1 protein-coding gene is annotated in these 1,426 nt (G+C 56.5%); it reads right to left on the bottom strand.

The window, feature by feature from the left end; genetic code table 11:
* Positions 1-11: 11 nt before the first annotated feature.
* Complete coding sequence (locus CKW16_RS31500; RefSeq protein ID WP_095133630.1) at positions 12-1,343, bottom strand: IS4 family transposase; 1,332 nt, start codon at positions 1,341-1,343, stop codon at positions 12-14.
* Between the last annotated feature and the right edge of the window lie 83 nt (positions 1,344-1,426).

The following is a 1,426-nucleotide window of genomic DNA, read 5'->3' as shown; positions in this document are numbered from 1 at the left end:
CGTAATGCTGTTCACTTAAGCGGAGCAGCCTTACGGTCTACTGGAAACCGGGTCTTTGAGATCTTCACCGTCCTTGGCCTCGAAGGCCTGGGGCGGTGATCCAGAAATAATCCTCCAATACCTGCCCTTAGCTCTGCCAATCGCCTCCCTGTCGCTGAAACCGGGTTAGCCGCTGCCATGACGATCAGTTGGACGGCGATGTACTGGCAGGCCGGTTTGAAACGGATGTCCGATGGCGCTCGACCAAACGCCACCGCCGCCTGACTGGCTTCCCGACGAATTACGTTGTAAGCCAGCAAAAGTCCCCATACCTCCTGATAGACCAGATCGACTTTTTTGCTACGCAAGGTCACTGCGTTCTGTTGCATCGAGCTCTTGATGTCCCTGAAGCCCAATTCGATCTCCCAGCGTTCCTGATAAAGCTTGGCAACGGCCTTGGTGTTGTAGGTGTTGGCCGGTAAAGACGTCATGACGGTCTTTAGCTTGCCTTGAATTTCATAGCTGACTTCGCGGGCCTCCCAATGGGTTGGAAGGGTCGGGTTTCGCTTTCTGGCCTGCGGTGAGACTTTCATGCGCACCAAACGATCATGCTGGCTGTAGCGGGTCACTTCTTCGCAGACCATTCCTTTTTTTGCCGGGATCAACCAATGACGGTTGCTACCAGCACGGCTCAGGCTCGACAGTAGTTCTGCCCCCCAGAATCCTTTGTCGAATAACGTCACCGAGTGATCGGGGATCTGCTGCAGGAACTCGTCGGCCAAGCGCATTTCACTGCGTCGGTAAGGGCTCAATTGAGCATCCAGGATCACGTGCGAACGCACATTCATCAACGCCACCAGCCGCATCATGGGAAACGGTGTCTGGCGGTCGGTCGCGGTATTTCCCGACCCAAAGTGATGCCGAAGCTCGGGCGTATCCGGGGTGCGCAAGAGGGCACCGTCCACCGCGAACACCTGCAGGTCATGCCAGGCGTCATCGGCATAGCGCTCCGCGCCCCATTGGGTGCCTGTCTTGCGGAACAACCACTCAACGGGATCAGCGCCAAGCCGCTTGCGAGCTTCGGTTACACCGCTACGGGCCAACAGGTGGTCGGAGGCCAGGCCTTGGGCGCAAATGTTTAAACGTCTGGCTACCTCGTGAACCGGCTCGTCACGAAACAGTGCCATGCCGAGCACCAGCCAAAGCACTTGGTCAGCGGGCAGGCGACGCCGGCGAATGGTGGCCTGACTGGAAAGATCCAGCGCAGACGCTACCCACTCAATGGGAATATTTTGGGTAAAGGTGCTCAGGTCGCAGAAGTTGAAAAGGTCGCCGAGGTCGAGCAGGTCCTGTTGAACAGACATAAAAAATCCGATGCCAGAGGTCTGGCATCGGATTTTCGGATAAGCCCGGCTTTGACTCAAATGCTTAAGTGAACAGCATTACG

Origin of the sequence: Pseudomonas sp. Irchel s3h14, from assembly GCF_900187425.1 — a bacterium.
Classification (GTDB): domain Bacteria; phylum Pseudomonadota; class Gammaproteobacteria; order Pseudomonadales; family Pseudomonadaceae; genus Aquipseudomonas.
Note: the sequence above shows the minus strand (reverse complement) of the source record. Positions and strands in the feature narration are given on the sequence as shown.